Genomic DNA, 25,070 nt, shown 5'->3' with positions numbered 1-25,070 from the left:
GGTCTGCTCAGCCACGTGGCTGCTCAACCACCGTGGCCCTCATGGCCGTTGTGCCCGTCGTGGCCGCCGTGCCCGGCCATGTGGTCGAACTTCAGCGCCTGCGCCGGGGCGACCACATACGGCCGCATCATGCCCATGTCCTCGTGCTCCAGCAGATGGCAGTGGTACATGAACCGCCCGTACGCGCCGTTGAACCGGCCCAGTACGCGGACCAGTTGACCGGGCGGGATCCGGAACACGTCCTTGAAGCCGCGCTCGTTGGGCGCGAGCGGGATGACCCGGGTCGGGTCGTACGCCACCGGTGTGCGGGTGCCGCCGAGCTTCAGGTCGAAGCCGTCGACGGTGTACGCGTCCCGGCCCATCACCTGGAAGTCGGCGAGGTGGATGTGCATCGGGTGGACCGGGCCGCCCAGGTTGAGGAAGCTCCACTGCTCGTAGGCGCCCTCGGCGACGGTGAAGCCCAGCGCGTCGTTCATGGTGCGGGAGATCCGGCGGTAGGTCTTCACCGTGCCGTCGGCGCCCTTCAGCTGGATGACGCCGTCGGCGGGCAACTCCGCCTGCCCGTCCATGACTTCGGCCATCTCCCAGATCTCCGGGTGGCCGCCGCCCCCGACCGTGCCGGGCGTGGTCAGCACGATCAGGCGGTGCCCGTGCTGGATCTGCCCGTGCTCGTAGGGCCGGAAGGAGCCGGAGAGCACCCGGGGCAGCACGAAGTCGTCGGGCTCGGCGCACTCGCGCACCCGGAACTCCATCACCTGCGGATAGCGGACGTTGTTGACCGGGTCGGGCACCCCGGCCGCCTGGCCGGCCCCCTTGTTGACCAGGCGCAGGCTGCGCCCCGCCAGCCCCCGCAGGTCGAGCAGCAGGTCCATGCGCTCGGCGGGCGCGACGGTGAGCGCGGGCAGCGCCGCGTCGAAGTCGACCGGCACCGGGGCGGGCAGCAGCCCCCCGTCACTGCCGATCTGATGGAGCACGCCCGGCACCGGGGTGTCGTCCTCGTCGAGGAGCACCAGGTCGTAGATGCGCGCGTTGGAGGCGTTGACCAGCCGGAAGCGGTACCAGGCGGCCTCGGCGTCGAGATACGGCCAGATGACCCCGTTGACCGTGGTGAACGGGCCGGTGAACGGGAGCGTCACCGGCATGCCGGACTCCGCGTTCTTCGGGTCGATGACGACCGTCTTGTGCAGCAGCCGCCCGTTGAGCCGCCCGTCCTCGTCGGTGTCGATGTTCCGGTCGGCGAGGATCAGCGGCATCTCCCGCTCCCCGCCGGGCAGTCGCAGGGCGTCCTCCTCGTCGTCGCGCAGCAGATACGTGCCGACGAGCCCGGAGTACACGTTGAACCGGGTGATGTTCATGGCGTGGTCGTGGTACCACCACTGCACCGCCCGGTGGTCGTTCGGGTACTCGGACAGCTGGGCGTCGCCGTGGCCCACCGCGTTGTCGGCCCAGCCGTCGTTGCCGGCGCCGGTGCGGGCGCCGTGCAGATGCGTCACCACCCAGGCGGGCAGCGCGGCCACGTCCGGGTCGGCCACGACGCCCTCGCGGCCGGGCTCGGTGCTGGCGGGCGGTGTGCCCGGCGGACGCCCCGGCACCTGGACGGAGGTGACCGGATACTCACTGCCGTCCGGCACGCGGTTGGTCCAGGCGAGCCGGATCCGCTGCCCGCGCCGCACCTCGACGGTGGGCCCGGGCACGGTGCCGTCGTAACCCCACATCAGGGTGGGCGGCAGTTGGCTGTGCAGCCGCACCCAGGTGGGGCGGATGGCGATCTCGGTCTCCCGCAGCACGTCGGCCGACGCGGGCCGCAGCACTTTGGGAACCGGCAACGGGTCGATGTACGGGACGAGTTCGTCCCCTGCGGTGTGGTCGTTCACCTCGGACATACTTCCCCCTGATCCCGGCCGTCACGGCCGCGCTCGCGGGAAAAGACGCCAGATGGCCCTTTGGGGTTCAGTCCATGAAGACCGTGCGGTTCAGTCCGTGAACACCGCGTCCAGATACACCCACGCGCCCTCGTACCGCACGAACCGGCTCTGCTCGTGCAGCGAGTCCGTCGCGCCGTCGTGGGTGTAGTGGGCGCGGAAGGTGACCGTACCGGTGGTGTGGAAGGCGCTGCCGTCCGTGGTGTCCAGGATCTCCAGGCGGGTCCAGCGCATGGCGGGGTCGAGGTCGAGGCTCGCGGGGCGGTGGTCCGGGTGCCAGGTGCGCAGCAGATACGGCTCGTCGCCGACCGCGAACGCGCTGAAGCGGGAGCGCATCAGGGCCTCGGCGGTGGGCGCGGCCGCCTGCCCCGAGTGGTAGCGCCCACAGCACTCGGCATAGGGCGCGGGCAGCCCGCAGGGGCAGTCCTTGGGGGCGGTGGGGCGGGCGGGGCGGGAAGTGCGTCGAGCCATGCCCCTATCTGACCACACGGGAAACAGCCGCAGGGGAAACGGCCGGAGGGGAAACGGCCGGAGGGGAAGCGGTCGGAGGGGAAGCGGTCGGCCACACCCGCGACACCGGGCCCGAATACGTCTTCCGGCTTCGCCGCCACGACCGTATGCTCCTGCGCCGACATCACTGTTACCACCGGTAATAGGGGGCACCATGGAGCGAACGGGCAGTACGAGACGCACGTTTGTCGCGGGGACGGCGGTGGCGGGCGCGGCGACCGCCCTGGGCATCGTGGCGGCGGTGCCCGCCGTGGCCGCCGGGCGTTCCGCGGCCGCACCGCAGGCCGGACAGTCGGTCGTTGTGCTCGGCGGCGGGGTCGCCGGGCTGACCGCCGCCCATGAACTCGCCGAACGCGGCTTCCGCGTCACCCTCTACGAGCGGCGGGCGCTCGGCGGCAAGGCGCGCAGCATGGACGTGCCGGACAGCGCCCGCGGCGGCCGCGCCCCGCTCCCCGCCGAGCACGGCTTCCGCTTCATCCCCGGCATCTACCACAACCTGCCGGACACGATGCGGCGGATCCCGTTCCCGGGCAACGCCAACGGCGTCTGGGACAACCTGGTCGCGCCCAAGGAGATGATGTTCGCCCGCACCGGCTACGAGGACCTGCGTCTTCCGCTGCCCTGGTCGGGCACGCCGCAGCAGCTCACCCCGGACGCGCTGCGGCGCGCGCTCACCGGGGTGCTCGGCACCTTCCAGCGGCTGCCCGCGCGCGAGGTCGCGTACTTCGCGGACCGCCTGGTCACCTTCCTGACCAGCTGCGACGAGCGCCGCAACGACCAGTGGGAGGCCACGCCCTGGTGGACGTTCACCCGGGCCGGGCAGATGTCGTACGAGTACCAGCGCATCCTCGCCGTCGGCGTCACCCGCAACATCGTGGCGACCAAGGCGGAGGAGGCGAGCACCCGCACGGTCGGCTCACTCCTTGAGGCCTTCGTCTTCAACGCGCTCGGCCGGGGCGCGGACGGCCCGCTCGACCGGATCCTGAACGCCCCCACCAACGAGGCGTGGATCGACCCGTGGGTGACCCGACTGCGGGCGCTGGGCGTCGACTTCAACGTCGGCTGGACGCTGCGGGACTTCGCGTACGACGGGTCGAAGGTGACGGCGGCGGTGGTCGAGGACCCGGACGGCGTGCGCCGCACGGTCGGCGCCGACCACTTCGTCTGCGCGCTGCCGGTCGAGCACGCCCGGCTCACCTGGAATGCCGCCCTGCGCGCCGCCGACCCGCAGCTGGCCCGCTGCGACAAGCTGCGCACGGACTGGATGACGGGCATCCAGTTCTATCTCACCGAACGCCCGGACGCCGTCCACGGCCACTTCGACTGCATCGACTCCCCGTGGTCGCTGACCGCGATCGCCCAGGCCGAGCACTGGCCGCACCACAACTTCCCGGCCGACTTCGGCGACGGGGCGGTGGTGGACTGCCTCTCGGTGGACATCTCCGAATGGGACAAGCCCGGGATGCTGTACGGGAAGACGGCCAAGCAGTGCACCCGCGAGGAGGTCGCGCGCGAGGTGTGGGCGCAGCTGAAGGCGGCGGTCAACGACACCGGCAGGCAGGTGCTCAGCGACGGCAAGCTGCACTCGTGGTTCCTGGACCCGGGCGTCTCCGGAATCGGCACACCCCAGCCCAGGAACGAGGACGAGCTCCTGATCCACCCGGTGGGCACGTTCCACAACCGCCCGTCGGCGGGCACCAGGATCCCCAACTTCTTCCTGGCGGGCGACTATGTGGCCGTCCCCATCGACCTGGCGACGATGGAGGGCGCCAACACCTCGGGCCGCCTGGCCGTCAACGCCCTTCTCGACCGTACGGGTTCGGCCGCGCCGCGCTGCGCGGTCACCCCGCTCTACAGCGCGCCGGAGCTGGATCTGCTCAGGCGCGACGACCGGTTCCGCTACCGGCTGGGCCTGCCCAACGTGTTCGACGTGGGGTGAGGCGCGGGGCGGCAGGCGAGGTGGGACGCGGGGTGCGGTGCCGTGAGAGGCGTCCGCAGAATCGTTACTCCTAAGAGAGGGGACAGGGAGTGGATCACGTCAGCAGGAAGTCGGCCTTGCCCGACTTGGCGCCCAGGATGAACGCGGCGATCTCGTTGCTGGTGTAGATCAGAGCGGGGCCCTCCGGGTCGGCCGACTGGCGCACCGCGACCCGGCCGTCGGCCAGCTTCATGGCCTCGACGCAGTTGCCGCCGTTGCCGCCGCTCCACGGCTTGTGCCAGCCCTCGGTCCCGAGATCGCGGGCCGGCATGCCGTTGTAGATGTGATCCATTCACAGCTCCTCGCGGAGATCCGCCAGGATCTCCTTCGTGCGTTGTGCAGTCGCGGCCTGGGCCGCCATGCGATCCATGACTTCGAGGTGGGTCGCCACCTCGGGACGCGCGTCGAGATAGACGGCGCCCGTCAGGTACTCGCTGTAGACCATGTCCGGCAGCTCCGGCACGGCGAATCTGAACAGGACGAAAGGCCCGTACGTCCCGGGGTGGTGCCCGGTCGCGAACTCCGCCATCTGGAGCGTCACATGAGGCAGTTCGGCCGCCTCAAGAAGACGGTCGAGCTGCCCGCGCAGCACCGCCCGGCTGCCGACCGGGCGGCGCACCACGGTCTCGTCCATGATCGCCCAGAACCTCGGGGCGTCCGGCCGGGTGAGCAGCGACTGGCGCTCCATGCGCAGCGCCACATGCCGGTCTATGTCGGCGGGCCTGGTGGCCCCGAGCGCGCCGCTGATCATCACGGACCGCGCGTACTCCTCGGTCTGGAGCAGCCCCGGAACGAAGTGCGGCTCATACGTCCGGATGAGCGACGCGGCCCCCTCCAGGCTCACGTACATGCTGAACCAGTCGGGCAGGATGTCGTGGAAGCGCTGCCACCACCCCGGCTTGTTGGCCTCCTCGGCGAGCTCGACGAACCCGTCCGTCTCCTCGTCGCCGATGCCGTACGCCTTCAGGAGAAGCTGTACGTACGGGATCTTCAGCGAGACCTCGGCCGTCTCCATCCGGCGGATCGTGGCCGGGGCGACGCGCAGCACCTTGGCCGCCTCTTCGCGCTTGAGACCGGCTCGCTCCCGCAGGTCCTGCAGGCGTCTGCCCAGCACGACCTGCCCCACGGTCGGGGCGGACCGGGGTTCACTCACGTCTTCCTCCCCTAACCCTGTTGCCGAGCAGTGTGCCATGCCACCTCAGCGCAGAAAACAGCACTCTGCATTTTTCAGAGTGCCCCTTGCCAAGTGTCACGGATGGGTGGAAGGTAGGTCGGTGAACGCCAGCACATGCGGCTGTCGCGCGCGACGCCGCTTCCCCACTGTGAGGAACCGGTCGTGGCACTTGGTAACGCGCTCGTCCCGCAGCTCATAGCCGCGGCCCCCGCTGTGTCCGTCGCCGATGTCCGCCGGTACTCGTTCGAGCTGACCGCTCGCCCCGAGTCCGCCGCCCTGGCCCGCCGCCACACGGCGGAACTCGTGACCCGGTGGGGCCTGGGCGACGACCTGGGCGACGAGGCGGCGCTCGTCATCTCCGAACTCGTCACCAACGCCGTCGTACACACCGCGGGCACCCGCGTGGCCTGCGAACTCTGCTTCACCGACGGCCACTTGACACTCGCGGTCCGCGACCAGGGATACGGGGCCTGCGGGCCCGCCCTGTGCGACGCGGCCGCCGACGAGGAGCGCGGGCGCGGACTGCTGCTGGTCGACGCGCTCAGCGTGGCGTGGGGCGCGCACGACGTTCCGCACGGCCCGGGACGCGTCGTCTGGGCCCGGCTCGGGGCGGGCCGAGCGTGTTGAGAGGTTCACGAACTCTTCTGTCCAGAGGCGGCCAGGAACAGGCTGGGGGGCCTTGGGGGCCTGGCTCGCACGGGGGCGCCGGAGCGATCGGCGGCGGCATACTGGTGCCGCCGCCGTCGCTCCCGGCGCTCCAGGGCTGTGACGCGGTGGGGGTGCCCGCGGCGTACGGCTTCCGGGTGCTGTCGCGGCTGCCCCGCCCGGGCTGCGTGTTCGCCGACCCGGACTACTGGTGGTGGCTGGTCCCCGCGGGCTCCGACCATGAGCTCACCTGGCCGCGTCCGGCCCATTACGCCCCGGGCGCCCGCGTCCCTGAGCCCGCACCGGGGACAGCGGTCCGCCGGCTGATCCACACCCCGGACGGCCCGACCCCGTACACCCCTCCGATCCCGCTGTACCTGGTGGTTTGCCAGCTGACTGGAACGGCACCGGCATGGAACTGACGCGCGCACTCGCCGACCCGGGCTGGGACGTCCTGCCCCGCCCCGTCACACCGTCTCCCCGGCGCGGGCTCAGCCCGTCGTCAATCCCTGCGCCGCCCTGACCAGCGCGTCCAGGACCGGCCTGAGCAGCGGATGGTGCTCGGCGCCGCTGCGTACGGCCGCGAAGACCCGGCGGGTGGCGGCCGGGCCCGCCACCGGGCGCACCACCGTGTTCGCCTGCTCCATGCCGCGCAGCGCCGAGCGGGGCACCAGGGCCACGCCCGCGCCCGCCCCGGCCAGCGCCGCCACCGCGCGGAAGTCGTCCGAGGAGTGGATCAACTTCGGTTCGAACCCGGCGAGTTCACAGGCCAGGAGCACCACGTCGTGGCACGGGTTGCCGGGGTAGGGGCCGATCCAGTCGTCCTCGGACAGGGCCGAGAGCCGCACCTCGGGCGCGTGCGCCAGCGGGTGCCCGGCGGGGAGCACCGCGTCGAAGGGCTCGGCGTAGAGCGGCACCCGGACCAGGCGCCGGTCGTCCTCGCGGGGGGCGCCCCGGTACTCGACCGCGAGCGCGAGATCCGCCTCCCCGTCCAGGACCATCGGCAGCGACTCGTCCCCCTCCACGTCCCGCACCCGGACCCGGATCGCGGGGTGTGTCTCGCGCAGCCGGGCCACGGCCGGGGCCAGCACCTCCGCGATACCGGTCGCGAAGGCCGTCACGGTCACGTCTCCGGCCTCGCCGCCCGCGTAGGCGGCCAGCTCCGCCTCGGCCCGCTCCAGCTGCGCGAGGACCGCGTTGGCGTGATCGAGCAGGATCTCGCCGGCCGCGGTGAGCCGTACGCCCTTGCCACTGCGGATCAGCAGCGTGTGGCCGGTCTCCTGCTCCAGGGCGGCGAGCTGCTGGGAGACGGCCGAGGGGGTCAGATACAGCGCTGCGGCCGCGGCGGTCACCGTACGGTGGTCCGCCGCGGCGCGCAGAATGCGGAGCCGGCGCGGGTCGATCACCCGGCCATTGTCGCCCGGGCGTCGACGAACGCCGCCACGGCCCGCTCCACGTCCGCCGTGGAGTGGGCGGCGGAGAGCTGGACCCGGATGCGGGCCTGGCCCATCGGGACGACCGGGTACGAGAAGCCGATCACGTACACACCGCGCTCAAGCAGCAGCTCGGCCATGCGGGCGGCCTCGGCGGCGTCGCCGATCATGACGGGCGCGATGGCGTGGTCGCCGGGCAGGATCTCGAAGCCCGCCTCGGTCATCTTCGTACGGAAGAGCGAGGTGTTGGCGGCGAGCTTGTCGCGCAGGTCGCCCGCCGACTCCAGCAGGTCCAGGACCTTGAGCGAGGCGGCCGCGATCACCGGGGCCAGCGAGTTCGAGAACAGGTACGGGCGCGAGCGCTGGCGCAGCAGGGCGACGATCTCGGCGCGGGCCGCGACATAGCCGCCGGAGGCGCCGCCCAGCGCCTTGCCGAGGGTGCCGGTGATGATGTCGACGCGGTCCATCACGCCGTGCAGCTCGGGGGTGCCGCGGCCGCCGGGGCCGACGAAGCCCACCGCGTGCGAGTCGTCGACCATGACCATCGCGTCATAGCGGTCGGCGAGGTCGCAGATCTCCTGGAGCGGGGCGACATAGCCGTCCATCGAGAAGACACCGTCGGTGACGATGAGGCGACGGCGCGCGCCCGCGGCCTCCTTGAGCTTGGCCTCCAGCTCGGCCATGTCGCGGTTGGCGTAGCGGTAGCGGGCGGCCTTGGACAGGCGGATCCCGTCGATGATCGAGGCGTGGTTGAGGGCGTCGGAGATCACCGCGTCCTCGGCGCCGAGCAGGGTCTCGAAGACACCGCCGTTGGCGTCGAAGCAGGACGAGTAGAGGATCGTGTCCTCCTGGCCGAGGAACGCCGACAGACGCGCCTCCAGCTCCTTGTGGACGTCCTGGGTGCCGCAGATGAAGCGGACCGAGGCCATGCCGTAGCCCCAGCGGTCCAGCGCCTCCTTGGCGGCGGCGATCACCTCGGGGTGGTCGGCCAGGCCCAGGTAGTTGTTGGCGCAGAAGTTCAGGACCTCGCCGGTGGGGACGCCGACCGAGGCGCTCTGCGGGGTGGAGATCACCCGCTCGGGCTTGAAGAGGCCGGCCTCGCGGATCTCGTCGAGGGTGTTCTTGAGGTCGTCGCGGACGGACGCGTACATGCTCAGGCTCCTAGATGCCGAGTGGCTGCGCGGTGGCTGCCGAGAAGGGGACTCAGACGGTCCAGTCGAGGATGATCTTGCCACTGCGGGCGGTGGCGGCCTCGTCGAAGGCCGCGTCGAAGTCCTGGTAGCCGTAGCTGCCGGTGATCACGGGGCTGAGGTCGAGGCCGCCTTCGAGCAGGACCGTCATCGCGTACCACGTCTCGAACATCTCACGGCCGTAGATGCCCTTGACCGTGATCATCGAGGTGACGATCTTCGACCAGTCGACCGCGAACTCCTGGGCGGGCAGGCCGAGCATCGCGATGCGGCCGCCGTGCGTCATATTGTCGATCATGTCGCGCATGGCCTCGGCGCGGCCGGACATCTCCAGGCCGATGTCGAAGCCCTCGCGCAGGCCGAGCTGACGCTGCGCGTCCGCGATCGAGGACTGCGCCACGTTCACGGCCAGCGTCGCACCGGCCTTGCGGGCCAGCTCCAGGCGCTCGGGGCTGACGTCGGTGATCACGACGTTACGGGCGCCGGCGTGCCGCGCGACGGCGGCGGCCATGATGCCGATCGGGCCCGCGCCGGTGATCAGGACGTCCTCGCCGACCAGCGGGAAGGAGAGCGCGGTGTGCACGGCGTTGCCGAACGGGTCGAAGATCGCGGCGACGTCGAGGTCGACCGGGGTGCGGTGCACCCACACGTTGGAGGCGGGCAGCGCCACGAACTCAGCGAACGCGCCGTTGCGCCCGACACCCAGGCCGATGGTGGAGCGGCACAGGTGGCGCCGGCCCGCGAGGCAGTTGCGGCACTTGCCGCAGACCAGGTGGCCCTCGCCGCTGACCAGGTCGCCGACCGCGATGTCCTGGACGTCCGCGCCGACGGCCGCGACCTCGCCGACGAACTCGTGGCCGATGACCAGCGGGGTCTTGACCGCGCCCTGCGCCCAGCCGTCCCAGGAGCGGATGTGCAGGTCGGTGCCGCAGATGCCGGTGCGCAGCACCTTGATCAGCACATCGCCGGGGCCGGTCTCCGGCTCCGGGACGTCCATGAGCCACAGTCCGGGTTCGGCGTGCTGCTTGACAAGGGCCTTCATGGGCGGGGCTCCCGGGCGCGTACAAAGGGGGCGAAAGGCCATGGATCCATGGCTGATCACTAATCTGCCGAGCGGGAGCGTTCCCGTCCATCGAGGATTTCTTAAACGGGGCAACAGCCGAGCTTCACGCGCGCCCCTCGCGCGCTCCTTCTTCACTCGCGTCAACAGAGGTTTCACCCGCGTCACCGGCCACGTCGGCTTGACGGACCGCCCTGTACGGGGTCGTCCGCGTTCAGGCCGGGCTCACGTCGGCAACAGGCGGCGCGGCAGACGGAGTTCGGCGTAGGTGACTGCCGGTCAGCTTTCGGTTCGGCCGGGCCCCGGAACAAGGCGTCAGTTCTCGGTGCCCGGTCCCGTCGCGGCCACGACCTTCAGGTGGCCCCGGCCCCGCCAGGCGGCCAGTGGCCGGGCGCGGCGCTTGCGGGCGCCCGGCCCGCGCAGCACCAGCGTCACCCGCCGCAGCCCCAGCTTCCCCAGCTTCCCCGACGACTCGTCGACGATCCGGCACTCCACCACGTCCCAGCCCGGGTCCGGGTGGCGCAGCGCGCGCACGGAGCCGTCGTGGTCCACCGCGGCCGGGCCGACCATGCGCATCCAGTGCGGCAGGCCCTGCTGGTAGGCCGCGCTCATCAGCGGGTCGTCGGCGATCTCGCTGCGGACCGCGCTCAGTTCGGGGTGGTCGGGGTCCTGCTCCAGGGCCGACGAGAGGTGCGCGAGCATCGGCAGACACCAACCCGTCTCGTGCTGCGCGAGCACGGAACCCGCGTTGGGGTGGAAGAGGACGAACCGGAGGAAGTTGTCCCGCGGCATGGCCGTCGCATGCGGGCCGACCGCACGGAACAGCGTGTGGTACGCGGTGTTGGCGTGCAGGACGTTCCAGCCCCGGTCGACCAGGAACGACGGTAAGTTCGTGGCGTCCATCATCGCGATGTGGTCGTCCACATACGCGCGCGTATCGGCGTCCCACTCCTCGGCTGCGGTGCCGCCCCGTACGTTCTGCGGTACCGGGCCGACCGACCTGTTCGCCAACGGTTCTTCCACCATCGAGAACGCGACTCCTCTTGCAGGCACGCGGTGCGCCTGCCGTCCTCCACGTCCTCGTGCCACAGAGGTCGATCTTCGCACCGTGTTGCGATCCTGCTCCCGTCGGCAGGACAATGTCAACCATCGTGGCATTCCAGCCCGAGAACGCCTCAAATACGCCACAGCTGTGGCAAGTTCTGGTTGTATAGACCGAGAACAAGTAGCCTCCGGGCAGCTTCGCTCTGTGTTCGAACTGTGCGGAGCAACTCGTGTGATCTAGGAGAATTACTGGTGACGGACGGCTTCTCGGATCCGGGACCAGCGGCCACGGGCCCCCTGGGGGCCATCGCCGCCCGCGTCGACGAACTGGCCCGCAAGCTCGGAATGAGCCAGGCCGAGGTCTTCGACGTCCACCAACTCTCCGACGCCTCGGGCGTTCCGTCCGATGTCGTCGAGGCCCTGCTCGACGGCCGCCCGGCCGGTGAGCCGGACCTCCAGGCCCGCTTCCTCCAGCGGTTCTCCCTGCTGCGCGGCTCCCGGCTGAAACCCAACGGGCGCCCGTACACCCAGCAGGAGATCGCCGACGGCGCGGGCATGTCCCGGCAGCAGGCGGGCGCGCTCATCAACGGCGACCGGCGCCCCACCATGGAGCACTGCGACGCCATCCAGCGGTTCTTCAAGGTGCACGCGGGCTATCTCACCGCCGACGACGCCGAGGCGCTGGCCGACGCCCTGCTCCGCACCGAACAGGACCTGCTGCACACCTTCGCCGCCCGCGAGCAGGAACGCGCGCAGGAGCGGGAACGCGAGCGCGAGCTCGACGCGCCCGCCCCGGCCGGCGAGGACCCGCTGGAGAAGCTGCTCCAGGACCACGGGGTGCGCGGCATCGCCTGGCGGGCCGCCCAACTGCCCACGGACAAGCACCGGGACAAGGTCGCCGAGTGGCTGGACATGCTCCTGGAGAACGTGAAGCGCACGGATCCCTGAGCGCGCGCCGTCCCGGTCCCCGGGCGCGCCCCGCCCAGGATTTGGGCGGGGAATGCGATCTTCCATAGGATCCGGCGATGATCACCAGAAAACGGCTGGCGGCCGGGGTGTGCGCGCTGCTCGCCACCCTCGCCACCGGTATCCTCCCGGCCGACGCGGTCGCGGACGACGGACCGCCCGCGCAGAAGGCCGCCCCGAAGGTCGAGCTGGTGCTCGACGTCAGCGGGTCCATGCGGGCCCGTGACATCGACGGCCAGTCCCGGATCGCCGTCGCCAAGCAGGCGTTCAACGACGTACTGGACTCGACCCCGCCCGAGGTCCAGCTCGGTATACGCACACTCGGCGCCAACTACCCCGGCGACGACCGCCAAGTGGGCTGCAAGGACACCCGCCAGCTGTACCCGGTCGGCCCGCTCGACCGCACCGAGGCCAAGACCGCCGTCGCCACCCTCGCCCCGACCGGCTGGACACCGATCGGCCCGGCACTCCAGGGCGCGGCGCAGGACCTCAAGGGCGGCGACGCGACCCGCCGGATCGTGCTCATCACGGACGGCGAGGACACCTGCGCCCCGCTCGACCCGTGCGAAGTGGCCCGCGACATCGCGGCGCAGGGCATCCACCTGGTCATCGACACGCTCGGCCTCAACCCGGACGCCAAGACCCGCGACCAGCTGACCTGCATCGCCCAGGCCACCGGCGGTACGTACACCTCGGTGCAGCACAAGGACGAGCTCAAGGACCGCGTCAAGCAGTCGGTGGACCGCGCGGCCGACCCCGTGGTCGTCCCGGTCGCCACCAGCGGCGCCACCAGCTGCGAGAGCGCGCCCGCACTGAAGTCCGGCCTCTACACCGACCGGGAGACCTTCGGCGAGCACCGCTGGTACAAGGTCGACGTCAAGCCCGGCCAGGAGCTGCGCGCCTCGGTGAGCGTCGGCGCCGACCGCCCGGTCGACAACGACTACGGCGTCCTGATGAGAGCCGTCACCCAGCACGGCCGCGAGATCGTGCGGGGCTCCGAGGCGGGCGACGGCCGCACCGACCTCATCTCCACCGGACTGCGCTACGCCAAGGCGAAGGCCAAGGACGACGGCGACAAGAACACCGCCGAGACCGTCTGCCTCCAGGTCAGCAACTCCTTCGCGGCGCCCGCGTCGGTGAAGACCACGCCGGGCATGCCGGTCGAGCTGGCTGTCGACGTGGTGGACGGCCCCGACCAGGCGTCCGACGTCGCCGCCTTCGGCCTCGGCCGCGGCTGGTGGCTGCTCGGCGTCCTGGTGCTCACCGGCTTCGTCGCCGGTCTGCTCTGGGGCTGGATCTCGCGCTGGCGTGTGGCTGTCTGGAGGACCAACTGATGCGTACGACAAGGATGGTGGCGGCCGCGCTGCTCACCGGCGCGGCCCTGCTGACCACGGCGGCCCCGGCCCTGGCCGACTCGCCGTCACCCAGCCCGAGCAAGAGCAAGAACGCGGGCGCGCCGACGGTGGCGGGCACCACGTTCCGTACCGCGACGACCGTCAAGCAGGGCCAGAAGGCCACGGCCGACGCCTCCAGCGGTGACTACCTGTACTGGGTCTTCCCCGCCGACGCCGGCCAGCGGCCCACCGTGGACGCCACGGTGACCCTGCCCTCGACCGGCCGCCACGAGACGACGACCTGGCGGATCGACGTGTACGACGGGCTGCGCCGCCGCCAGCCGTGCATGTACGGCATGCAGACGCGCTCGGCCGCGCCGGATGCCACATCTGTGGCACTGTCCTGCACCCTGCGCCCGGTACGGGCCTGGGCGGACACCTGGTCCACCGACCCGCTGCCGGGCAGCTACTACGTACGGCTCACCGCCGTCGGACTGCCCGCCGCCGACCGGGGTCTGCCGGTCAAGGCGGAGATGACCCCCACCACGGTGAAGGCGGGCGGCGCCCACGCGGTCGACGGCAGCCTCTCCACCCCGCTGGGGGCCGGCGGGCCGAAGGTCGAGCCGGACGACGGCTGGTCGTCGGGCTGGTGGACCGACCGCTGGATCTGGACGGCCGTCGGCGGCGTGCTCGGCGCCCTCGCCGGTGTCGCGGGTTACGCCCTGACGCGCGGCCGGGGCCGCCCGTCGTACGTGCCCCGCGCCTGACACACCCTCACTCCGCCCGCGCCAGGTGGCGCGGGCGGAGTGCGTCGCGGTCAGTGGAACGCGAGAAACACCGTCTCGCCCTCGCCCTGGAGGCGGACGTCGAAGCGGTAGCCGCCCGCGTCGGGATCCGGCGCCGCCAGCAGGGTCCGGCGCCGCTCGGGCTCCAGCGCGTCGAGCAGCGGGTCGGCCGCCTCCCGCAGATACACCCGGGTGAACAGGTGGTGCGGCAGCCCGCGCGCGAAGACCGCCACCGCGAGATACGGGACGGATCCCGGCGCCAGCGTGCGGATGGCCCAGTGGCCCGCCGCGTCGGTGGGCACCCGGCCGAAACCGGTGAAGTCGACCCCGTTGCGGGCCAGCGAGCCGGGCCGCCCCGTCCGCGAGCCGTCGGGGGCGGGCTGCCAGAACTCCAGGAGCGCGTCCGGTACGGGATCGCCCGCGCCGTCGTACACATGGCCGTGCAGCGTGATCGCGTCCGGGTGGCCCGGCGGGGCCAGCGCGGCGCCGCCCTCGAACGGCAGGGCCTCGCCGTAGAACGGGCCGATGGTCTGGAACGGCGTGGGCAGCACGGACATCACCGGCCCTCCCCCTCGGACCAGGTGGCCGAAGGACCGTCGAGCACGATGTCCCAGCGGTACCCCAACGACCAGTGCGGAACCGAGCGTTCGGGGTCGTACGCCGCCACCAGACGCTCCCGCGCGGCCTCGCCGCCGACCGAGTGGAGGATCGGGTCGAGGGCCAGCAGCGGGTCGCCGGGGAAGTACATCTGGGTGATCAGCCGCTGGGCGAAGGCGGTGCCGAAGAGCGAGAAGTGGATGTGCGCGGGGCGCCAGGCGTTGTGGTGGTGCTCCCAGGGGTAGGCGCCCGGTTTGATGGTGGTGAAGCCGTACCGGCCGTCGGCGTCGGTGAGACAGCGGCCGTATCCGGTGAAGTTGGGGTCGAGCGGCGCGCGGTGCTTGTCGAGCTGATGGGCGTACCGCCCCGACGCGTTGGCCTGCCAGATCTCCACCAGCTGCCCGGCCACGGCCCGGCCTCGGCGGTCGGTGACGCGGCCGCCGACGGTGATGCGCTCACCCAGCGGCTCGCCCGCGTGCCGGACGGTCAGATCGTCGTCGCTCTCGCGGACGTCCGTGTCACCGAAGACCGGCCCGTACAGCTCGACGGCCTCGGGGTCGCGCACCGGCAGTGGCGCCCGGTGCGGATACCGCAGCAAAACGCCCCGGTAGGGCGGGATCTCCCGCCGCACAGCGCCCGCAGGGTCCTGACGCAATGTCATGTATACCTCTTTCAGGCCGACTTCAGAGCGTTCAGCTCCACCAGCTCGGTCTCGGTGGGCGGCTCCGTCACTTCCACCCGGTCGGCCGTGCGCAGCGGCCACCCGGTCGCCTCGCGCACCTGCTCCACGCTCACCCCGGGGTGCACCTGCGTCAGGACCAGTTCGGCGGTCGCCGGGTCCGGGCGCAGGACGCCCAGGTCGGTGATGACGGCGGTCGGGCCCCGGCCGCGCATCCCGTGCCGGGCGCGGTCGCCCGGGCCGCTGCCGTGGCCGAGCGTGGTGACGAAGTCGAGGTGCTCGACGAGGGCGCGCGGCGAGTGCCGCAGCACGATCAGCACCTCGCCGCAGTGCGCGGCGATCTCGGGCGCCCCGCCCGCGCCGGGCAGCCGCCCGGGCGGGCGGCCGGGGCCCCGGTCCACCTCGGTCGTGTTGATGTTCGCGTGCCGGTCCAGCTGGGCCGCGCTCAGGAAGCCGACGTCGACGCGCCCGCCCTGGAGCCAGTACGCGAACATCTCCGGCACGGAGACGAGCGTGTCGGCGGTGTCGGCGAGTTCGCCGTCGCCGATGGAGAGCGGCAGCCGGGTCGGTCTGGCGCCGATGACACCGGACTCGTAGATCAGCACCAGGCCGGGGTTGTGCAGGCGGCGGGCGAGGTTGGCCGCCGTGGACGGCAGGCCGATCCCGACGAAACACGTCCTCGTCCCCGCCAGCGCCCGCGCCGCGTTGATCTCCATCAGCACGGTGCCGCCCGGCCCGTCGCTCATCCCGTCACACACTCCTTGAGCCATTGGCAGAACACCTCACGGTCGCGGGATACCCGGTCCCACTCCCGGTAGTAGTCGTTGTCCCGTTCCGAGTACCCCGCCGCGTACGAGGGATGGGCCCCGCCCGGCACCACGGCCACCGCGTCGACGACCCAGCCGGGCAGCACCACCGCGCCCGGGCGCGGCTCCAGCTCGCGGACCAGCTCCTCGACGGTGACCAGGACCCGGTCGGCCGCGAGCACGGCCTCCTTCTGCACCCCGGCGAGCCCCCACAGCTGGACGTTGCCTTCGAGGTCGGCCTGCTGGGCGTGGATGACCGTGACGTCCGGGTTGACCGCCGCCACCGCCGCCAGCTCCTCGCCGGTGAAGGGGCAGTTGACCGTTGACACCGTTGTCGTACGCCGGTCGTGACCGGTGCCGCGATAGCCGCGCAACAGCGCGAACGGCATCCGCGAGGCGCCCGCCGTGTAGCGGTTGGCCATGCCCGCGTGGCTGTGCTCGTCCAGCTCCAGCGGGCGGGGCCAGCCGTTCTCGACGGCGTCGCGGAAGCGGTGCAGCGAGCCGACGCCCGGGTTGCCGCCCCAGGAGAACACCAGCTTCCTGGCAAGGCCCGCGCCGATCAGCTGGTCGTAGATGACATCGGGAGTCATCCGTACCAGAGTGAGATCGGTGATGCCCTGCCGGATGACCTCGTGCCCCGCGGCGAACGGAATCAGATGGGTGAACCCCTCCATCGCGACGGTGTCCCCGTCGTGGATCAGGTCGGCCACGGCGTCCCGCAGCCCTCGGATCTCGGCCATTGCTTCCCCCTGCCCTTCAACTCCCCGTAGCGGTAGGCTCAGTGTTTAGTCAGTGCACTGAGCACATACCGGTTCCGAAGCTAACCGGGTGGGTCCGACGGGTCAACACCCCCAGTACGCTGAACACTTGACCGCACGTGGTTGACCGAAAGCGCTCGCCCCGGGCGGCCGTACGAGAGGAACACGCCGTGTCCGCAGTCGACTTGAGCGGCCACCCCGGACATCTGGCCCGGCGGCTCCAGCAGGCCCACCATCTGCTCTGGACGACGATGGTCTCCGAGCAGACCACTTCGCCCCAGTTCGCCGTCCTCAACACCCTGGTCGCCGACCCCGGCCTGGACCAGCGGACCGTGGGCGAGCGGGTCGGCCTGGACCGCTCCACCATCGCCGAGGTGGTCAGCCGGCTCACCCGGCGCGGGCTGCTGCGCAAGCGGCGCGACCCGCACGACGGCCGGCGCTCCCTGCTCGCCGTCACCGACGAGGGCCGCGCCCTGCACCGGGAACTGACCGACCGTACGGCCCGGATGAACCAGGTCTTCCTCGCCCCGCTGGCCCCCGCCGAACAGTCCGTCTTCCTCGACCTGCTGCGCCGGGTCGCCGCCGCGGCCGACGGACTGAGCGCCGCCGACGAGCAGGCCGAGGCGAGCTGACGGGCGAGGCGGTCCGCCCGCCGGACCGCCCGGGGCGTCAAACTGGTCGCGTACGTACGGGAGTCCGCCCCGCCGAAGGAGAACGCCATGTCCACCGCCCCGCAGCACCCCACCGTCGCCGTCCTCGGCACCGGCATCATGGGCGCGGCCATGGCCCGCAATCTGCTGCGGGCCGATCTGCCGGTGCGCGTCTGGAACCGTACGCACGCCAAGGCCGCGCCGCTCGCCGACGACGGGGCGAGCGTGTGCGCGAGCCCCGAGGAGGCGGTGCGCGGGGCCGACGTCGTGCTGACGATGCTGAACGACGGCCCCTCGGTCGCCGAGACGATCGAGGCGGCGGCGCCGGGCCTGACCCCCGCCGCCGTGTGGCTCCAGTGCGCTACGGTCGGCCCCGAGGCCACCGCCGAACTTGCCGGACGCGCGGCCGGATTGGGGCTCGTGTATCTGGACGCGCCGGTGATGGGCACGCGGCTCCCGGCCGAGCAGGGCGAGCTCACCGTGTTCGTCGCCGGGCCGTCCACCGCCCGCGCGGCCGTCGCGCCCGTGCTCGACGCCGTCGGGCAGCGCACGGTCTGGGCGGGCGAGGAGCCGGGCGCGGCCTCCCGGCTGAAGCTGGTCGTCAACACCTGGGTGATCAACCTGGTCAACGGCATCGCCGAGTGTCTGAACCTGGCCGAGGGGCTTGACCTGGACCCGAAGGTGTTCCTGGACACGATGGCGGGCGGCCCGCTGGACAGCCCGTATCTCCAGGGCAAGTCGGCGGCGCTGCTCTCCGGCGATCTGACCCCGAGCTTCGCGCTCACGACCGCGCTCAAGGACGCCCGGCTGATCCTGGAGGCGGCCGAACAGACCGGTGTACGGCTGGACTTGATCGCCGCATCCGCGGCCCGGTTCACCCGGGCGCGGGCGGCCGGGCACGGTGACGAGGACGTGATCGCGACGTTCTACGCGGGCCGCCCCGAGCAGCCCTGACCGGCGGGGCCCCCCGACCGGGGCCCCACGGGTCCGTGAAGCCGCCCGCTACCCGCGCGACTCCCGCCGCATCGGCGGCTCCTGCGGGGCCGGGCGCACCGGGCCGAACAGCACCGCCTTCGCGATGCGCGGCGCGAACAGCGCGGACACCGGCGCGCTCAGATACAGCACGTCGCGGAAGACCTTGCTGATCACCGGGTCACCGGTGGCCCGGGCCTCCACGCGCCCGAGGTACCACCCGGAGAACCGGTCGGCCACGGTGCTGCGCGCCGCGCTGCCCGACGCGGTCGGCATGTTCTTGTCCGATCCGGCCGAGATGTCCCACGCCTGCCGCGACGCCGCGAACATCGCCTTCTGGACGCGCCGCGTCGTCGGCGTACGGCTGTCGGCGAGCGCGTCCCGCAGCGCGAGGGCGCTGAACGCGGCGACCGTCATGCCCTGGCCGTAGATCGGGTTGAAGACGCACTGCGCGTCGCCGGTGGCCAGGAACCCGGCGGGGCGGCGGCCCGGGCGGTCGTAGCGGCGGCGGATGTTCGCGGTGGTGCGGTAGGCGAGCGCGGTCGAGTCGGCCTTGGCCGCGTCCAGCCACTTGCGGACGATCGGGTGCGGCAGCCGGTCCGCGTACTCGGTGAACCCCCGGTCGTCCAGCGGCGGTTCGGCGCCGCGCAGCCCCCAGAGCGTCACGTTCCACCGCTCGCCCTCGACGGGCAGCACGACCGCGCCGAACGTCTGGCCGGGGTTGGGCACGATGAAGTGGCCCCGCGCGTCGCTGTCGCCGGATCCGTCCTCGTCCGTGCGGTAGAGGCGGGTGGCGTAGGACAGGCCGGTCTCCAGGGTCTCCTCGACGGGTGGTTCGGCGCCGATGGCGGTCAGCCAGTCGGCGGCCTTGCTGCCGCGCCCGGAGGCGTCGACCACGAGGTCGGCGGCGAGCCGCTGCGGCTCCCGGCCCACGGCGGCGGCCGCCGCGCCGCGTTCGCGCAGCAGCACACCGCGTACGCGTACGCAATCGCCGACCAGGCCCACGGTCTCGGTGCCCTCGACGACCTCGATCCGGGGGTTGGCCAGCACCCGGCGGCGCACCAGCCACTCCAGGAGCGGCCGCGTCGGCGTGATGAAGTGGGCGGTCTCCTCGGTGCGGCGGAACCAACGCCCGCCCTGCCACTGCACGATGTCGTTGGGCGCGCCGACGCGGGGCGCGCCGTGCGCCAGCAGCTCGTCGGTGAAGCCGGGCAGCAGGGTGTCGTACGCCCCCTGGCCGCCCGGGATCAGCACATGGGTGTGGCGGCTCTGCGGCACCCCACCGCGCGGCTCCGGTCCGTCGGGCAGCCGGTCGCGCTCGACGATCGTCACCCGCTCCGCGTGGTCCGCGAGCACATGGGCCGCGAGCAGCCCCGCCAGACTTCCCCCGATGACGACCGCGTGCCGTGCCCCGCTCCGGCCCGCGCCCCTCCCGATCACCGTGTCCACCAACGTACGTCCCCTTGCTCGGCGCGATCTCCGGCCGACCAGTATGACGCGCCGCACGGCCCGGAACCTGCCTGAGCCATACGATTTGGCCCGATCCGACCGCTCGCTCGGCAAAGGTCAGGCCCCATGGAACGCACGGACCACATGGACCGCACGCAACCCCCGCAGCCCGGGATCGGCGGCTTCTCCTACCACCGGGTGCCGGTGGCCGAGGCGGTGTCGCTGCTGGCGGCCGTCGGCGGCTCGGGGCCGCCCGTGGTGCTGCTCCACGGCTTTCCGCAGACGCATCTGATGTGGCGTCATGTCGCCCCGGAGCTGGCGGCCGACCACACCGTGATCTGCCCCGATCTGCGCGGCTACGGCGACAGCGACAAGCCGCTCGACACCGACGGCCTGACGTACGCGAAGCGGACCATGGCCGCCGACATCGTCACCCTCGCCCGCGCGCTCGGCCACGACCGGTTCGCGCTCGCCGGGCACGACCGGGGCGCGCTCGTCGCCGTCCGCGCCGGGCTCGACCATCCGGGCGCCGTCACCCATCTCGCCTCGCTCGACGTGGTGCCGACCCTGGACACCTGGGAGGTGCTGCGCGGCACGCCCGGCGCGGTCGGCTTCCCGCTCTATCTGATGGCCCAGCCGCCGGGCCTGCCGGAGCGGATGATCGCGGCCACCGCCGACGACTTCTTCGGCCACTACCTGGATCTGTGGACCCGCGACCCGGACGCGATCCCCGCCGAGGTGCGCGCCGCCTATCTGCGGGCCTGCCGGGCCGCCGTCCCGTCGATCGTCGCCGACTACCGGGCCTCGGCGCACATCGACGTGGAGCACGACGCCGCCGACCGCCGCACGGGCAACCGGCTGCGCATGCCGGTGACGGTCATCCAGCAGGACTGGGGCGCGCCCGGCGTGGACGCCGCCGAACTCTGGCGCGACTGGGCCCCCGATCTGGTCCACCGGACCGTCTCCTGCGGCCACTTCATGGCGGAGGAGTCCCCCGCCGAGGTCGTCCGCGCCCTGCGCGAACTCCTGGCACGCTGACCGGGCCGCCCCCTCACGAGGACGGCCCGGTCATCTGCGCACCAGGATCAGGCGGTCAGGATCGCCGGGTCGCTGACGCCCTCCGCGCCCGTCTCCACATGCCCGGCGAACCGCCGAAGGAACGTGCTGTCGGTGCCGGAGACCACCGACACGTCGTACCAGCGCTTGCTCGCCGCCAGGTCGACGCAGTACGTGACGGTCGCGCCCGGCTGGACGGTGAGCGCCCGGGACGCCCCGCCGTAGGCGTTGGTGACCGTCAGACGCGCGCTCGCCGAGCCCGCGTTGGTGAAGGTCAGATCCAGGTTTCCGGTGGCCGCGTTGTGACGCGCGGTCACCTCCGGGCCCGCGGTCTTCCCCGCGTTGCGGAAGGTCCGCAGGAAGCCGTTGGGGCCGAACACGCTGAGGTTGGTGGTGCCCTTGGAGTACGCGGTGTTCCAGGTGTCCGAGAGCGACTTGCCCGCCTCGGTCGTGTACGTCCAGGGCCCGTCCGTACGGTTGGCGGAGGTGACCAGGAACTGCGCGCCCGAGGCCGTGCCGCCGCTGAACTTCAGGGTGAACCTGCCGGTGCTCGCGTTCGCCGAGCCGTCCACGTACGGCGCGTACCGCAGCGGCCGCGTCGGGCGCGAGCCCGGCTCCTGCGTGGGCATGGTGCCGGTCGCGGGCGGGACCGGCACGAAGTCCGGGTGCCGGTTGTGGTCCGGCGGCACATACGCGGCCGTGGACGGCAGGGCGGCCGGCGCCGTGGTCGAGCGGCTGAAGTCGAACGCGGACGTCAGGTCACCGCAGACCGCGCGGCGCCAGGGCGAGATGTTGGGCTCCTGGACACCGAAGCGGCGCTCCATGAACCGGATGATCGAGGTGTGGTCGAACGTCTCCGAGCAGCTGTAACCGCCGGTGGACCAGGGCGAGACGACGAGCATCGGCACCCGCTGGCCAAGGCCGTAGGGACCGGCGGCGTGCAGGAGGTCGCCGCCGTAGTAGTCGGCCGAGGTGGCGACCGTGGACAGGCCCTGGTTCGCCGAGGAGGGCGGGAACGGCGGCACGATGTGGTCGAAGAAGCCGTCGTTCTCGTCGTACGTGATGAACAGCGCGGTCTTCGCCCACACATCGGGGTCGGAGGTGAGCGCGTCGAGCACCTGGGAGATGTACCAGGCGCCGTAGTTCGCGGGCCAGTTGGGGTGCTCGGTGAACGCCTCGGGCGCCACGACCCAGGAGACCTTGGGCAGCGTGCCGGCCTTGACGTCGGCCTTCAGGACGTCGAAGAAGCCCTCGCCCGCCTTGGCGTTGGTGCCGGTGCGGGCCTTGTCGTAGAGCGGGTCGCCGGGCTTGGCGTTGCGGTAGTTGTTGAAGTACAGCAGCGAGTTGTCGCCGTAGTTGCCGCGGTAGGCGTCGTTGATCCAGCCCCAGCCGCCGGCCGCGTCCAGGCCGTCGCCGACGTCCTGGTAGATCTTCCAGGACACCCCGGCCTGCTCCAGGCGCTCGGGGTAGGTCGTCCAGCCGTACCCCTTCTCGTCGTTGCCGAGGACGGGCCCGCCGCCGGTGCCGTCGTTGCCGGTGAACCCGGTCCACATGTAGTAGCGGTTCGGGTCGGTGGAGCCGATGAACGAGCAGTGGTAGGCGTCGCAGATGGTGAAGGCGTCGGCCAGCGCGTAGTGGAAGGGGATGTCCTCGCGCGTCAGGTACGCCATGGTGGTGGACGTCTTGGCGGGCACCCACTGGTCGTACTTGCCGTTGTTGAACGCCTGGTGGCTGCCGGCCCAGTCGTGGTTGAGGTCCTGGATGAACTGCAGCCCGAGGTTGTCGGCCTTGGGCCGGAACGGCAGCACCTCCTTGCCGTTGCCCTGCTGGTGCCAGACCGACTTGCCGCTCGGCAGCGTCACGGGACGCGGGTCGCCGAAGCCGCGTACGCCCTTGAGCGAGCCGAAGTAGTGGTCGAAGGAACGGTTCTCCTGCATCAGCACGACGATGTGCTCGACGTCCTGGATGCTGCCCGTGGTGCCCTGAGCGGGGATGGCGGCGGCGCGGGCGATGCTGTCGGACAGCATCGTGAGGGCCGCGGTGCCGCCGGCGAGCTGGAGGAACCGGCGCCGATTGAGTTCAGCCATGAGTGAGGAGACCTCTGCAAGCGTGTGGGGACAGAAGCGACTGGAGTGTTCCAAGAACAGCGAGGGTTACGGAAGGGCCAGTGGCGAATCCATGGCGCGCGGCGGTACGGAAGACGAACAGGCCCCGCCGGACGCGGCGGAGCCTGTATCGGTCATGTCCGGACTTGTCCGGCGCCAGGTGTCTCAGTGGTGCTGGTGCTCCTGGTCGTGCTCGGCGCTGTTGAGCTGCTTGTACTCCTCGACGGTCGCCTTGGGTACGTACGCGCCCTCGCCGTACAGGGCGCCTGCGAGCTTGGCCCGCAGTCGCTCGGAGCGCTTGACCTTGCGGCGTACGCCGTTCTCGTCGACCTCCGGGCCGATCTGGAAGGGCTTGGGCTGCTCGTGCTGGGTGAGCTTGTAGAGCTCTGCCTGGTCGAGCGGTTCATGGACCTCGACGAACTCGCCGTGCGGCAGCTTCTTGATGATGCCGCTCTCCCGGCCGTGCAGCGCCTTGTCCCGGTCGCGCAGTTGGAGTCCCTGGCAGATCCGCTTGGTGACGATGAAGGTGAGCGCCGGCACGAGGAAGAAGCCGATCCGCACGAACCAGGTGATCGAGTTGATGGAGAGGTGGAAGTGCGTGGCCCACAGGTCGTTGCCGCCGCCGACCAGGCACACGAAGTACATGGCCAGCCACGCCGTGCCCAGGCCCGTGCGGACGGGGTGGTTGCGCGGCCGGTCCGCGATGTGGTGCTCGCGTTTGTCCCCGGTGATCCAGTTCTCGATGAACGGATACGCGCCGATCGCCGCCAGCAGAAGCGGGAAGAGCGTGAACGGGATGAGGACGCCGAGGGCGAGCGTATGGCCCCAGGCGTTGATCTCCCATCCCGGCATCACCCGGATCAGTCCCTCGGAGAAGCCCAGATACCAGTCGGGTTGGGCGCCGGTGGAGACCATGTCGGGCCGGTAGGGGCCCATCGCCCAGACCGGGTTGATGCTCGCCACCGCGCCCATGATCGTCAGCAGCCCGAAGACCAGGAAGAAGAAGCCGCCCGCCTTCGCGGTGTAGATCGGCATCAGCGGCGCGCCCACCACGTTCTTCTCGGTCCGCCCGGCCCCGGCGAACTGGGTGTGCTTGTGGTAGAAGACCAGGATCAGATGGGTCACCACCAGACCCAGGATCAGCCCCGGCAGCAGCAGGATGTGCACCGAGTAGAGCCGCGGAATGATGTCGTGGCCCGGGAACTCCCCGCCGAACAGGAAGAACGAGAGATACGTGCCGATCACCGGGATCGACAGGATGGCGCCGTCCGCGAACCGGATGCCCGTGCCGGACAGCAGGTCGTCGGGGAGCGAGTAGCCGGTGAGGCCGGTGATCAGTGCGGTGAACAGGATCGTCCAGCCGAACAGCCAGTTGAGCTCGCGCGGCTTGCGGTAGGCCCCGGTGAAGAACACCCGCATCATGTGCACCAGCAGTCCGGCGCAGAAGACGAGCGCCGCCCAGTGGTGCACCTGCCGGATGAGCAGACCGCCGCGGACCTCGAAGCTGAGGTCGAGCGTCGACTCATAGGCCCGGGTCATCCGGACACCGTTCAACGGCGTGTACGCGCCGTGGTAGACGACCTCCACACCGCTCGGCTCGAAGAACAGCGTCAGATAGATACCGGTGAGAATCAGGACGATAAAGCTGTAAAGGCAGATCTCGCCGAACATGAAGGACCAGTGGTCCGGGAAAATCTTGCGCATCTGGGTCTTGGCGAGTGAGTAGATGCCCAGGCGCCCGTCCGCCCAGTCGGCCAGCTTCTCGCCCTTGCCCGGCTCCGCCGGCCGTGCAGTGTTCTCCGTGCCGCTCCGAGTACTGCTGCTCATGCGTCTCCCCCTAAAGGCAATGCTGTCCCTTCGAGGCCTGTAACAGGGTAGACATCCGCATGCGCAACCCAACAGCCCTTACCCGGACGTGAGTTGAGTGACGCGGCCCACTCGCAGCGGCGGGCGTGGC

Annotated in this window: 24 protein-coding genes; 9 read left to right on the top strand and 15 right to left on the bottom strand. The window is 71.5% G+C overall.

What is annotated here, in order from left to right:
• Positions 1–23 precede the first annotated feature (23 nt).
• Positions 24–1,883 (bottom strand): O-aminophenol oxidase PhsA, encoded by a 1,860-nt coding sequence (gene phsA, locus ACGFRG_RS15840; protein WP_361419332.1) that lies wholly within the window; start codon positions 1,881–1,883, stop codon positions 24–26.
• Between the two features lie 90 nt (positions 1,884–1,973).
• Complete coding sequence (locus ACGFRG_RS15835) at positions 1,974–2,393, bottom strand: YchJ family metal-binding protein (protein ID WP_361419335.1); 420 nt, start codon at positions 2,391–2,393, stop codon at positions 1,974–1,976.
• Between the two features lie 193 nt (positions 2,394–2,586).
• Between ACGFRG_RS15835 and ACGFRG_RS15830 the strand changes: the two genes are divergently transcribed.
• The gene (locus ACGFRG_RS15830; protein WP_393264249.1) at positions 2,587–4,371 is read left to right on the top strand and encodes an FAD-dependent oxidoreductase; all 1,785 of its coding nucleotides are present in this window, start codon (positions 2,587–2,589) and stop codon (positions 4,369–4,371) included.
• 94 nt (positions 4,372–4,465) lie between these two features.
• Here ACGFRG_RS15830 and ACGFRG_RS15825 read toward each other — a convergent pair whose 3' ends face one another.
• Both ACGFRG_RS15825 and ACGFRG_RS15820 read right to left on the bottom strand, forming a co-directional pair.
• Complete coding sequence (locus tag ACGFRG_RS15825) at positions 4,466–4,702, bottom strand: DUF397 domain-containing protein (RefSeq protein WP_188278551.1); 237 nt, start codon at positions 4,700–4,702, stop codon at positions 4,466–4,468.
• The gene (locus ACGFRG_RS15820; RefSeq protein ID WP_361419341.1) at positions 4,703–5,563 is read right to left on the bottom strand and encodes a helix-turn-helix transcriptional regulator; all 861 of its coding nucleotides are present in this window, start codon (positions 5,561–5,563) and stop codon (positions 4,703–4,705) included.
• Between the two features lie 183 nt (positions 5,564–5,746).
• On the opposite strand from ACGFRG_RS15820, the gene ACGFRG_RS15815 reads away from it, so the two are divergent.
• On the top strand, positions 5,747–6,211 hold the full coding sequence (locus tag ACGFRG_RS15815; protein ID WP_393264245.1) for an ATP-binding protein: 465 nt from the start codon (positions 5,747–5,749) through the stop codon (positions 6,209–6,211).
• Between the two features lie 17 nt (positions 6,212–6,228).
• A complete protein-coding gene (locus ACGFRG_RS15810; protein ID WP_393264432.1) occupies positions 6,229–6,651 on the top strand; it encodes a hypothetical protein in 423 nt (140 codons plus the stop codon).
• 69 nt (positions 6,652–6,720) lie between these two features.
• On the opposite strand, the gene ACGFRG_RS15805 is transcribed toward ACGFRG_RS15810, so the two are convergent.
• The 4 genes from ACGFRG_RS15805 to ACGFRG_RS15790 form a co-directional block, all read right to left on the bottom strand.
• Entirely contained in the window at positions 6,721–7,635 is a 915-nt protein-coding gene (locus ACGFRG_RS15805; RefSeq protein ID WP_361419347.1) for a LysR family transcriptional regulator, read from the bottom strand.
• The gene (locus tag ACGFRG_RS15800) at positions 7,632–8,813 is read right to left on the bottom strand and encodes a glycine C-acetyltransferase (protein WP_361419350.1); all 1,182 of its coding nucleotides are present in this window, start codon (positions 8,811–8,813) and stop codon (positions 7,632–7,634) included. The genes ACGFRG_RS15805 and ACGFRG_RS15800 overlap by 4 nt, the downstream gene beginning before the upstream one ends.
• Positions 8,814–8,865: 52 nt before the next feature.
• On the bottom strand, positions 8,866–9,894 hold the full coding sequence (gene tdh, locus ACGFRG_RS15795; RefSeq protein ID WP_361419353.1) for an L-threonine 3-dehydrogenase: 1,029 nt from the start codon (positions 9,892–9,894) through the stop codon (positions 8,866–8,868).
• A gap of 333 nt (positions 9,895–10,227) precedes the next feature.
• Complete coding sequence (locus ACGFRG_RS15790) at positions 10,228–10,938, bottom strand: hypothetical protein (protein WP_361419356.1); 711 nt, start codon at positions 10,936–10,938, stop codon at positions 10,228–10,230.
• A gap of 270 nt (positions 10,939–11,208) precedes the next feature.
• Between ACGFRG_RS15790 and ACGFRG_RS15785 the strand changes: the two genes are divergently transcribed.
• The 3 genes from ACGFRG_RS15785 to ACGFRG_RS15775 all read left to right on the top strand — a co-directional run bounded on the left by ACGFRG_RS15785 (position 11,209) and on the right by ACGFRG_RS15775 (position 14,023).
• Positions 11,209–11,904 (top strand): helix-turn-helix domain-containing protein, encoded by a 696-nt coding sequence (locus ACGFRG_RS15785; protein ID WP_393264241.1) that lies wholly within the window; start codon positions 11,209–11,211, stop codon positions 11,902–11,904.
• A 77-nt stretch (positions 11,905–11,981) separates the two neighbouring features.
• Positions 11,982–13,256 (top strand): VWA domain-containing protein, encoded by a 1,275-nt coding sequence (locus ACGFRG_RS15780; RefSeq protein ID WP_361419362.1) that lies wholly within the window; start codon positions 11,982–11,984, stop codon positions 13,254–13,256.
• Complete coding sequence (locus tag ACGFRG_RS15775; RefSeq protein ID WP_393264238.1) at positions 13,256–14,023, top strand: hypothetical protein; 768 nt, start codon at positions 13,256–13,258, stop codon at positions 14,021–14,023. The genes ACGFRG_RS15780 and ACGFRG_RS15775 overlap by 1 nt, the downstream gene beginning before the upstream one ends.
• A gap of 50 nt (positions 14,024–14,073) precedes the next feature.
• Here ACGFRG_RS15775 and pcaG read toward each other — a convergent pair whose 3' ends face one another.
• The 4 genes from pcaG to ACGFRG_RS15755 are packed head-to-tail and all read right to left on the bottom strand — an operon-like array spanning position 14,074 to position 16,863.
• A complete protein-coding gene (pcaG, locus tag ACGFRG_RS15770) occupies positions 14,074–14,598 on the bottom strand; it encodes a protocatechuate 3,4-dioxygenase subunit alpha (protein WP_393264235.1) in 525 nt (174 codons plus the stop codon).
• The gene (pcaH, locus tag ACGFRG_RS15765) at positions 14,598–15,299 is read right to left on the bottom strand and encodes a protocatechuate 3,4-dioxygenase subunit beta (protein ID WP_393264233.1); all 702 of its coding nucleotides are present in this window, start codon (positions 15,297–15,299) and stop codon (positions 14,598–14,600) included. The genes pcaG and pcaH overlap by 1 nt, the downstream gene beginning before the upstream one ends.
• 11 nt (positions 15,300–15,310) lie before the next feature.
• Entirely contained in the window at positions 15,311–16,063 is a 753-nt protein-coding gene (locus ACGFRG_RS15760) for a CoA-transferase subunit beta (RefSeq protein ID WP_393264230.1), read from the bottom strand.
• Positions 16,060–16,863 carry a CoA-transferase gene (locus ACGFRG_RS15755; protein ID WP_361419374.1) on the bottom strand — a complete coding sequence of 268 codons (804 nt, stop codon included), beginning with the start codon at positions 16,861–16,863 and terminating at the stop codon, positions 16,060–16,062. Before ACGFRG_RS15755 ends, ACGFRG_RS15760 begins: the two co-directional genes overlap by 4 nt.
• 188 nt (positions 16,864–17,051) lie before the next feature.
• Here ACGFRG_RS15755 and ACGFRG_RS15750 point away from each other — a divergent pair, with 188 nt between their 5' ends.
• Both ACGFRG_RS15750 and ACGFRG_RS15745 read left to right on the top strand, forming a co-directional pair.
• Positions 17,052–17,513, top strand: a complete 462-nt coding sequence (locus ACGFRG_RS15750; RefSeq protein WP_393264227.1) for a MarR family winged helix-turn-helix transcriptional regulator — start codon at positions 17,052–17,054, stop codon at positions 17,511–17,513.
• 42 nt (positions 17,514–17,555) lie between these two features.
• Positions 17,556–18,485, top strand: coding sequence for an NAD(P)-dependent oxidoreductase (locus ACGFRG_RS15745; RefSeq protein ID WP_393264429.1), 930 nt, complete (start codon positions 17,556–17,558; stop codon positions 18,483–18,485).
• Between the two features lie 48 nt (positions 18,486–18,533).
• Here ACGFRG_RS15745 and ACGFRG_RS15740 read toward each other — a convergent pair whose 3' ends face one another.
• Positions 18,534–19,955 (bottom strand): FAD-dependent oxidoreductase, encoded by a 1,422-nt coding sequence (locus tag ACGFRG_RS15740; protein ID WP_393264224.1) that lies wholly within the window; start codon positions 19,953–19,955, stop codon positions 18,534–18,536.
• A gap of 123 nt (positions 19,956–20,078) precedes the next feature.
• Between ACGFRG_RS15740 and ACGFRG_RS15735 the strand changes: the two genes are divergently transcribed.
• On the top strand, positions 20,079–20,990 hold the full coding sequence (locus ACGFRG_RS15735) for an alpha/beta fold hydrolase (RefSeq protein ID WP_393264221.1): 912 nt from the start codon (positions 20,079–20,081) through the stop codon (positions 20,988–20,990).
• 47 nt (positions 20,991–21,037) lie between these two features.
• Here ACGFRG_RS15735 and ACGFRG_RS15730 read toward each other — a convergent pair whose 3' ends face one another.
• Together ACGFRG_RS15730 and ACGFRG_RS15725 are read right to left on the bottom strand one after the other, a co-directional pair.
• A complete protein-coding gene (locus tag ACGFRG_RS15730) occupies positions 21,038–23,095 on the bottom strand; it encodes a phosphocholine-specific phospholipase C (RefSeq protein WP_393264218.1) in 2,058 nt (685 codons plus the stop codon).
• 183 nt (positions 23,096–23,278) lie between these two features.
• On the bottom strand, positions 23,279–24,940 hold the full coding sequence (locus tag ACGFRG_RS15725; RefSeq protein WP_393264215.1) for a cytochrome bc complex cytochrome b subunit: 1,662 nt from the start codon (positions 24,938–24,940) through the stop codon (positions 23,279–23,281).
• Positions 24,941–25,070: the final 130 nt, after the last annotated feature.

Origin of the sequence: Streptomyces sp. NPDC048696 (assembly GCF_043198895.1) — a bacterium.
In the GTDB taxonomy this organism is placed as follows: Bacteria; Actinomycetota; Actinomycetes; order Streptomycetales; family Streptomycetaceae; genus Streptomyces.
This window is presented reverse-complemented; position numbering and strand designations above follow the sequence as displayed.

What these genes read in the sequence shown, in the direction of transcription:
- phsA (WP_361419332.1), bottom strand. Translation starts at nt 1,883, where the DNA reads ATGTCCGAGGTGAACGACCACACCGCAGGGGACGAACTCGTCCCGTAC.
- ACGFRG_RS15835 (WP_361419335.1), bottom strand. Translation starts at nt 2,393, where the DNA reads ATGGCTCGACGCACTTCCCGCCCCGCCCGCCCCACCGCCCCCAAGGAC.
- ACGFRG_RS15830 (WP_393264249.1), top strand. Translation starts at nt 2,587, where the DNA reads ATGGAGCGAACGGGCAGTACGAGACGCACGTTTGTCGCGGGGACGGCG.
- ACGFRG_RS15825 (WP_188278551.1), bottom strand. Translation starts at nt 4,702, where the DNA reads ATGGATCACATCTACAACGGCATGCCGGCCCGCGATCTCGGGACCGAG.
- ACGFRG_RS15800 (WP_361419350.1), bottom strand. Translation starts at nt 8,813, where the DNA reads ATGTACGCGTCCGTCCGCGACGACCTCAAGAACACCCTCGACGAGATC.
- tdh (WP_361419353.1), bottom strand. Translation starts at nt 9,894, where the DNA reads ATGAAGGCCCTTGTCAAGCAGCACGCCGAACCCGGACTGTGGCTCATG.
- ACGFRG_RS15790 (WP_361419356.1), bottom strand. Translation starts at nt 10,938, where the DNA reads ATGGTGGAAGAACCGTTGGCGAACAGGTCGGTCGGCCCGGTACCGCAG.
- ACGFRG_RS15780 (WP_361419362.1), top strand. Translation starts at nt 11,982, where the DNA reads ATGATCACCAGAAAACGGCTGGCGGCCGGGGTGTGCGCGCTGCTCGCC.
- ACGFRG_RS15775 (WP_393264238.1), top strand. Translation starts at nt 13,256, where the DNA reads ATGCGTACGACAAGGATGGTGGCGGCCGCGCTGCTCACCGGCGCGGCC.
- pcaG (WP_393264235.1), bottom strand. Translation starts at nt 14,598, where the DNA reads ATGTCCGTGCTGCCCACGCCGTTCCAGACCATCGGCCCGTTCTACGGC.
- pcaH (WP_393264233.1), bottom strand. Translation starts at nt 15,299, where the DNA reads ATGACATTGCGTCAGGACCCTGCGGGCGCTGTGCGGCGGGAGATCCCG.
- ACGFRG_RS15760 (WP_393264230.1), bottom strand. Translation starts at nt 16,063, where the DNA reads ATGAGCGACGGGCCGGGCGGCACCGTGCTGATGGAGATCAACGCGGCG.
- ACGFRG_RS15755 (WP_361419374.1), bottom strand. Translation starts at nt 16,863, where the DNA reads ATGGCCGAGATCCGAGGGCTGCGGGACGCCGTGGCCGACCTGATCCAC.
- ACGFRG_RS15735 (WP_393264221.1), top strand. Translation starts at nt 20,079, where the DNA reads ATGGAACGCACGGACCACATGGACCGCACGCAACCCCCGCAGCCCGGG.
- ACGFRG_RS15730 (WP_393264218.1), bottom strand. Translation starts at nt 23,095, where the DNA reads ATGGCTGAACTCAATCGGCGCCGGTTCCTCCAGCTCGCCGGCGGCACC.
- ACGFRG_RS15725 (WP_393264215.1), bottom strand. Translation starts at nt 24,940, where the DNA reads ATGAGCAGCAGTACTCGGAGCGGCACGGAGAACACTGCACGGCCGGCG.